9 protein-coding genes are annotated in these 7,828 nt (G+C 54.6%); 7 read left to right on the top strand and 2 right to left on the bottom strand.

The features are described from left to right. On the bottom strand, positions 1-185 hold a 185-nt coding region (locus QNK41_RS20770; RefSeq protein ID WP_319261077.1), incomplete at its 3' end, for a response regulator. 524 nt (positions 186-709) lie between these two features. Here QNK41_RS20770 and QNK41_RS20775 point away from each other — a divergent pair. The 7 genes from QNK41_RS20775 to QNK41_RS20805 all read left to right on the top strand — a co-directional run bounded on the left by QNK41_RS20775 (position 710) and on the right by QNK41_RS20805 (position 7,269). Next, positions 710-1,810 carry a hypothetical protein gene (locus tag QNK41_RS20775; protein WP_319261080.1) on the top strand — a complete coding sequence of 367 codons (1,101 nt, stop codon included), beginning with the start codon at positions 710-712 and terminating at the stop codon, positions 1,808-1,810. Further along, positions 1,807-3,468, top strand: a complete 1,662-nt coding sequence (locus QNK41_RS20780) for an ABC transporter ATP-binding protein (RefSeq protein WP_319261084.1) — start codon at positions 1,807-1,809, stop codon at positions 3,466-3,468. The genes QNK41_RS20775 and QNK41_RS20780 overlap by 4 nt, the downstream gene beginning before the upstream one ends. Before the next feature lie 30 nt (positions 3,469-3,498). Next, positions 3,499-4,434, top strand: a complete 936-nt coding sequence (locus QNK41_RS20785; protein WP_319261087.1) for a hypothetical protein — start codon at positions 3,499-3,501, stop codon at positions 4,432-4,434. A gap of 16 nt (positions 4,435-4,450) precedes the next feature. After that, the gene (locus QNK41_RS20790) at positions 4,451-5,095 is read left to right on the top strand and encodes a hypothetical protein (RefSeq protein ID WP_319261090.1); all 645 of its coding nucleotides are present in this window, start codon (positions 4,451-4,453) and stop codon (positions 5,093-5,095) included. A 234-nt stretch (positions 5,096-5,329) separates the two neighbouring features. After that, positions 5,330-5,896: an RNA polymerase sigma factor gene (locus QNK41_RS20795; protein WP_319261093.1), complete on the top strand. Its 567-nt coding sequence runs from the start codon at positions 5,330-5,332 to the stop codon at positions 5,894-5,896. After that, on the top strand, positions 5,883-6,467 hold the full coding sequence (locus tag QNK41_RS20800) for a glycogen-binding domain-containing protein (RefSeq protein ID WP_319261095.1): 585 nt from the start codon (positions 5,883-5,885) through the stop codon (positions 6,465-6,467). The genes QNK41_RS20795 and QNK41_RS20800 overlap by 14 nt, the downstream gene beginning before the upstream one ends. Further along, complete coding sequence (locus QNK41_RS20805) at positions 6,451-7,269, top strand: hypothetical protein (RefSeq protein ID WP_319261098.1); 819 nt, start codon at positions 6,451-6,453, stop codon at positions 7,267-7,269. Before QNK41_RS20800 ends, QNK41_RS20805 begins: the two co-directional genes overlap by 17 nt. Here the strand turns inward: QNK41_RS20805 and QNK41_RS20810 are convergent. Next, the coding region (locus QNK41_RS20810) for an FmdE family protein (RefSeq protein WP_319261100.1) at positions 7,266-7,828 on the bottom strand (563 nt) is incomplete at its 5' end. The two genes, QNK41_RS20805 and QNK41_RS20810, sit on opposite strands and share 4 nt — an antisense overlap.

Below are 7,828 nucleotides of genomic sequence, written 5' to 3' on the forward strand. Positions count from 1 at the left end.
GGTATCTTCCAGTCCGTCAGCACGATAGGAAAAAACTGCTGGCGAGACAGTTCAAGCGCTTTGCGTCCGTTTTCCACCGTGGTCACCGAAAACCCCTCTTTGACCAGGATTCTCTCAAACAACCGCCGTGAGATGGGATCGTCTTCAGCCAGGAGAATGGGATAATAGTCGCGATTGCTTACCATCTGGTTAACCTATCCGAAAACTGGCCGTTCACGCTCATCAAGCTGTCGGTGGGTGAAGGCTCACCCATGCGGGAAACATGAATATACTAAACCCATCATCGAATAACAACCATTGAAGCGACTTCGGTCGGTCGAGGTTGTCGTAACATGCGCCCCCGATTTCATCCGACAGTTATACCCCTTCCGCAAAATGATCGCCATTCAGGGCCACCAAAATAAATTGACCTGAGAATGCACCGGATTCTGGGTTCGGACACCGGACACGCCGGCCGTTTCATGTGGGTTGATGGGCAACACCGGAGATAGACCGAAACCACAAAAAAAGACAACCAAAACGGGTTAATTGATTCCTTTCGGCAGTTCTCTGAGACTGGATTCCTAAAGGATTTCATCTCCACCGGAATGATTTTCAAAAGGTTTGTAACCGAATCCGACCCGGTGCGTATATCGTGATAGAGTGAATACATACTGCACCCCAACAACAGTGTTGGTATTGATAAAAAAAATATCAAAAAGGTGGGATCATGGGCGACAACGTCATCGAATTCAAAGGTAGAAAAGGATACAGAGATCGTATAGTCAACGCCAAGTGGGCCTATACCACCCGACGCATTCCCAAAGATGCGTCGTGGTGTCTGACCGACAGGAACGTGACGCCCCGGGCCGGGGATCTGGTGTTGGCAAAAGTGCGCCGAATCGGTCAACACAAACGCCTTGAATTGCCCGACGGCCGCAGGGCCCACCTTTTTCCTGGCGATGAAGTGGTCGTGGCCTATGGGAACAGATATGCCCCGGATCAGTTTGAAGCCATCGTACCGGACTGTCTGGGCATCTGTCACCTGGTGGCAGCGGGAGGCGTCGCATCGCAGATGATTTTCAAGCACGAGGCCGTCAAAAACCCAACGGATCTATCGCCGGTGGGCCTTTTGACCAACAATGAGGGTAAGGTCGTCAATCTGCAGGATTTTGCACTGACCGCAACCCAACTGATCAAAAATCGCCCACCGGTCATCGCCGTGGTGGGAAGCTCGATGAATTCCGGGAAAACAACCACGGCGGCCAACCTGATACGAGGATTGGTCCGGGCAGGCCTTACCGTCAATGCCGGCAAGGTAACCGGCACGGGTGCCGGCGGGGATACCTGGTTCTACAGGGACGCCGGTGCACGACGGGTAATGGATTTTCTGGACGCTGGGTATCCCTCCACCTACCTGCTGTCCCCGGTTCAGGTGAAGCAGAATTTCATGACGTTGCTGGGCCATCTGGCCGGGACCGACCCAGACATCATTGTCATTGAAATCGCCGACGGGCTTCACCAGGCGGAAACCGAAAAACTGGTTGCATCCAAGACATTTGCCCACCACGTCGACGGTGTTATTTTCGCAGCGGCGGATTCATTGGGGGGCATTTACGGGGTGGACCGCCTGCGGTCATGGGACGTCAACATTCTCGCCGTCAGCGGCATTGTCACCCGGTCCCCGCTGGGTATGCGGGAACTGCAGGATGCCATCGATCTGCCCGTCCTGGGCAGCAAGGTGCTACGAAGTCCGACGGTCGAGGTCTACATGCGTGAATGGCTGAGCCGTTTCAACATCCCCCGAACGCATGAAAGGGTCATCCGATGAAACTGCCGACTCTTCTTGGAGGAGTCAGGCGAAGCCTCTTTTTCCGGCTGACCCTCAATGCGGCCACCCAATCGGCTTTCCTGTTGATCACGGCCATAATCGTCCGCTTTGCATTCGATCATTTTCTGGATCATCCGTCTATTCAATGGAAAGTTATGCTCCTGGTAGGGTCAGCCATGGTGGCTTCGGCGATGGTGAGCGGATGGCTGCAGCGCAGTGAGCGGATCATCGCCGAAGAGCTGGGTCAGAGTTATGTCCACAAGCTGCGGCGCCAGCTTTTTCAACACGTTACCCGGATAGACCCCCAGCAATTGCAGAAACGGCGAAAAGGTGCCGTGATGCTAAAATTCATCGGAGACTTGAGCGCCATCAGACGCTGGGTGAGCTTAGGTGTCGTCCGGATTATCGTTTCCGGCGCCATCGTTGCCAGTACACTTGTCGTCTTATCACAGATTGACTGGGTGCTCAGCGTGGTCTCAGCCGCTATCATTGCCTGCGGCACTGCCGCGAATGCCCGGGTCGGCAAGAAATTGCGGCTGGCCGCCATCGATGCCCGCAAGCGGCGGTCCCGCCTGAGTGCAAACGTCAATGAAAAGATTTCACAGATGGCTGTTGTACAAGTTTTTGGCCGTTCGGCCAAAGAAATCAATCGGGTACGCAAACACAGCCAGAGTCTTCGCCGATCGTTGGTAAACCGGGCAGGCGAAATCGGCCTCATCCGCGGCATCAACTACGGTGTAACGGCAGCGATGACCACAGCCGTCCTAATGACGGGTATCGTCCGCGTCAACAGCGGGCACACCACACCCGGAACCATCGCCGCCGCCATAGCGGTAATGGGTTTCCTGGTGCCTGCATTGCGCAATCTTGGTCGGATCTATGAGTATTTTCAGGAAGCCTCGGTTGCCAGGCAAAAGCTCAGCACCTTTCTCACGATTCCCACACGAATCAAACAGGGTGACCATCTTCCCGAGTTGAAAGCCGGCCCGGGAAAACTGATCTTTGAGGGTGTGGCGGCAAGTGGCGTGCTGGAGAATTTTTCCGGGGCTATCGAGCCCGGACAGAAAATCGCCTTGATCGGACCCAATGGGGCGGGAAAATCCACCCTGCTCTCCCTGATAGCGCGGATGATAGAGCCTCAGCGTGGCCGGGTCTTTATCGACAATCAGGACATTTCGACCGTCAGGCTCGCCTCTGTCAGAAAGGCCATCGGTATGGTCGGGCCGGATCTTCCCCTGCTGTCGGGCAGCCTGTACATGAACATTCGCTACCGCTGTCCAGACTGCACGCAAGCCGAAATTGAACACGTCTGGAAGATATGCGGTATCGATGCATTGGTTCGTGATCTGCCAAAAGGTGAGCAGACACACATCCACGAAAGAGGCCGCAACCTGTCGGCCGGCCAGCGGCAACGGATTGCACTGGCTCGGGCGCTGTTGGGGTCTCCGCGGATTCTTCTGCTGGACGAGGTGGATTCCCATTTGGATGCCGAAGCACGCAATCTGCTCATCAATGCGATTCAAGCCTACCCGGGAACGGTTCTTTGGGCAACGCATCTTGAGGAACCGCTTTATGGGGTGGATGCGGTCTGGCGGATTGAAAACAGGAAAATTACTTGTCATCGACCCGAAAAAAGACAACTGCGGGCGGTCGGTTAGCCCCGGACAACACGGACAGTTGGAGTTTTCATGATGTTTAGAATCCCATCACCCCACCCTGCGGCCTGCCGGCATAGCGATGCCCGCTGCATACCCGCCCCGACCATGATTCGTGGAAGAATCCAGAAGCGGCATGTGTCCGACGATCCGGATCTCAAATACTGCATCTTTGTTTCCAAAACACTGGCAGCGGAGGCCCCGCTGTTCATCGCCGTGCATGGCATCCGTCGGGGAGCCGAAAGCCAGGCCCGCCATTTTGCACCCTTTATCAATCAATTCGGGGGGGTGCTGGTAGCGCCCCTGTTTTCAAAAAAACAATTTTCCGATTATCAGCGCCTGGGGCGTTGCGGGAAGGGAGACCGTGCCGACTTGGCCCTTAAACGAATCGTGATAGATGTGTCCCGAACCCTTGGCCTGCATTTTTCACAGCTCGTCATGTTCGGTTATTCAGGTGGCGGTCAGTTCGTTCATCGCTATGCCATGGCCAATCCACGCCAGGTCAAGCGCGTGGCGATCACCGCATCGGGCTGGTTCACATTCCCCGATATGGCCCGACCGTTTCCCCGCGGCATCGGCAGAACAGCCGGCCTGCCGGATGTTCTGTTTGACCCGGCACGCTTCCTGAAAATCCCCACCCTGGTGATGGTGGGAGAAAAGGATGTGATAAGGGATGACAATTTGAATAAAAACAAAAAAATCGACACCCAGCAGGGGGCCAATCGTCTGGAGCGGGGCCAACGCTGGATTGCGGCCATGTCGGCATCTGCATCACGATTTAGATTCACCACGCCGTTTACCTTCAAAATGCTCCCCGGTTGTGGTCACTCTTTCATCGAATGCATGAAAACCGGCAACATGGGACGCATGGTCGTAGATTTTCTGTTTCATGATTTATCCGTGGAACACCCATCACAATCGGTCAAGAAAAACGATGGAGCAGGTGCAACGGCTCCGGTTCCTCTATAAGCAAAGGGAGGTAAATATGAATCGGTATTTAATTTTGTGGGCAATCGTTGGATTGGTGACCTTGCAGGGTTGTGCCTCGATGGTCAGCCCGTGGATGGTCAACAAAGCGTCCGACTCCCGGTTCATCCCCGTGGAGATGTGGACCGGGGCAGACTGGAAAGGAGAGAGACAGCTTGCCATGACGCCTGCCAACACGACTTTCGGGGCTCGCAAAGATAAGACGATCACCGGCCCGATGCCGTGGACACATCCGATTACCGGCGAAACCCTTCAGGTGTACGAACGGATTAATCCATCCAAAAAGGGCGATAAACGGCAGTTGTTTACCATCAACCCGGATGGCAGTGGTCTGGCAAAAGTCTATGATGAAAGACCGAATTTGCCGACACGATTCTTCTCATCACAAGCCGTTATGTTCCCCCTTGGTCATTGGCGTAAGGGCGAGAAACGGATCTTCACCTTCGACGAGTTTGTGGATGGGAAATCGCTGAAACGAACAGTGACTATTCACGTGCGCCGACTAAGCTTCACCTATAAAAAAGTCAAATATGCCATTAAATACGACTATCTGATGCATGACGATTCAGGCCGCATCGTGTTTCACGAAAGATTCATTTACGGCCCCGGCAAGAGCCTGATGTACTACAAAAACCGGCTTTAGGGTGATCCCGCCGTTGTCGAGTCAGGCAGAACCAGTTTATCGGCAGGGATGGTTTGAAAACAAGGCCAGACTATGCTTGAATTCATGAAAAAATATCCTTCACGGCTGCCAGGCATTGCATTAAGCCCAGTTAGCGTTGCGGTTTATCGGTCAAACCGGATCGACCCATTGCTATCGATGGCGTTTCTTGTTTATCGGCAGATCGCGCAGGCGGGCAAACCTGCAAGAGGCATTATGGATTTGACCATCGAGGAAAAACAGATTGTTGACGCGGTCCTCCATGGAGATGCCGACGAATTTCGCATCCTGGTCGAACGCTACCAGACGCCCGTCTACAACCTCATGCTGCGACTTACCCATACCACCATGACCGCCGAGGACCTGACCCAGGATGTATTCGAACGGGCCTATGCGAAGCTGCACACCTTTAAATCCGGTAAGCGATTCTTTCCATGGCTCTATACCATTGCCGTGAATGCGGGCCGAGATCATTTGCGAAAAAAGGGTGTCCGGCGAGATATTTTTAGCGCGGACGCAGGTACACAAGAGTGGGCGGACCCAGATACGGAAAGTTGTGTAAAACGTCTTGATTGTGTCATGGAGGCGGTCAGGGTGTCCGATGCCATGGATCGGCTGCCCTTGAAATACAGTGAGCCGATGTTGCTTTATTACCGGGAAGGGTTTTCCGTAAAAGAGATAGCTGCCGCGCTGAGCATTTCCGTTCCTTCCGTAAAGGTCAGGGTTTACCGGGGTCGTAAACTACTCATGCAGGCAATAGGAGTTAACGATGTCACATCATGATGAAGCAAGCTGGGGCCCCCATGACGAATTGGGCCTGATGATTGGGGAAAAGCCCTATGTTAAACCGCCGCTCGGGCTTTCGAGACGAATCATGTCTGGCATCAGCCCTAAGCATCCGGGGTGGTTAAGAAAACTCTATATGCGAATGACGACACCAATGACCTTCTCGCTGTCGCCGCTGACTGCATCGGTGGCCGCCGCCTTTTTGATACTAAGCGGTGGATATATGTACAATGCAATAATCCATGGCCACCTCCGATCGCCCACAACACGCCAGGTGAGCGGTCATGTTCCGGTGGTATTTCGATACCAGGCACCGGAGGCGCGGTCGGTCTCCGTCATCGGTACGTTCAACCACTGGGACTCGAAAGGGTATGAGATGGTACAGGGTCCTGAAACGGGGAGTTGGACCATCCGGGTAGACCTGCCACCTGGAAAACATGACTATGTCTTTCTGGTGAACGGAAAAGAGATTGCACCGGACCCCCATGCCGATATATCCAAAGCGGACGATTACGGCCACCGGAACTCGATCCTGTTCATTAAGGGGAACAATGGTCAAAAAATTTAAATCCCCTCATCGGTTTTGGCTTGCAGCCGTATGGTTAACGATTCAGGCTGCGGCTGTCGGTGTTGCCCATGCTGACCTGATCGGTGACCTTTGCGACGCCAACGCCGATCCGACCCTGGTCATTGAGTCGCTGGTCGAGGAGGCGGAGGCGACGGGCATGGCGCCGTCAACCTTGAATCGGCTGCTGGCGGTGGGGTATCGGGATTCCGAATCGGTTGTGGACCTGAAACTGATTTTGTGCACCATCGTCATACTGGAAGAGAAAGGACTTCCCCCTGAACCGCTTTTCGAAAAACTAGAGGAAGGACTGGGCAAGCGGGTTCCGCTAAAAAGCATTCAGACCGCAATTATAATTCAGGGAGAAAAGCTTCAATATGCCCAAACCCTTCTGGCAGGCGGCAAAGAACCGCTGGCGGACGATGTGAATGTAGAACGCATCGCGGATCTTCTGGACATCGGGGTTTCGCGAGATGAACTGGGCCGCCTCTTCGGTCCGGCCTTTTCCGCACCCACAGACATGCGCGTGGTGGCTGCCGAAATTCTCGGATACGGGACCATATCCGGATTTCCGCAAAGGGAATTGAATCGGGTGACCACCACCGGCTTGAAGTTTCGATCCTTAACCCCCGAGTGGTCATTTTTCATCAAGGTCATCCAAGAAGCCAGAACGCAGGGAATCCCTGATGAAACGACAGCGACCGCTGCGGTGAGGACCCTTGCAGAAAAGGAACCCATGGAGGATCTGATCACCGCCCTGAAGCTGGAACGCAAACGTGTTTACAACGGGACGAACCGAAATTAAGGCATTTTTCCGGAGCGTTCTGGAATTCCCGCGCCGGTCTGCCCATTGCACAAGGCGAGACACCCCCTACATACCCGGACACCGCCCACCGACGCCAGTTTGGACCCCATGGTGGGTTCACCGCAGCGGGAGCAGGGTGTGGAGGGCTCGATGCGGGCCTTGTCCGGCATGCCGGCGGCAACCGGAGTCATGCTGAACAAGTCGCCGACGCGGGTGTCCAGCACCTCGGCGGTCCGCTGCATGCCTAATTGTTTTAATTCGGCCGTTTCCGCCTCCGTGATGCTGCCGTCACGCGTTTTCCCGAACAACTCGATCTGCCGTCCGTTGGCCCGGAAGGCGTCAGGCTTCATGGCCAGCCGCACCCCCTGGCCCGTGCGGCGGTTGAAAAAGGTAAAGCCCATCTTCCCGTAGTCCCGGTAAATGAGGTTGCCTTTGCCGAACGTGCAACCGGTGACCACCTGGATGGCGTCCACGCAGCAGGCATCGGTTTCCACGATGGCCACCAGTTCTTCGTCCAGAGCTCTCTTTTCCCGCAGCCAGTCAAGCCCGGCCATGGAAG

It is taken from the genome of Desulfosarcina sp., from assembly GCF_033791525.1.
GTDB lineage: Bacteria > Desulfobacterota > Desulfobacteria > Desulfobacterales > Desulfosarcinaceae > Desulfosarcina.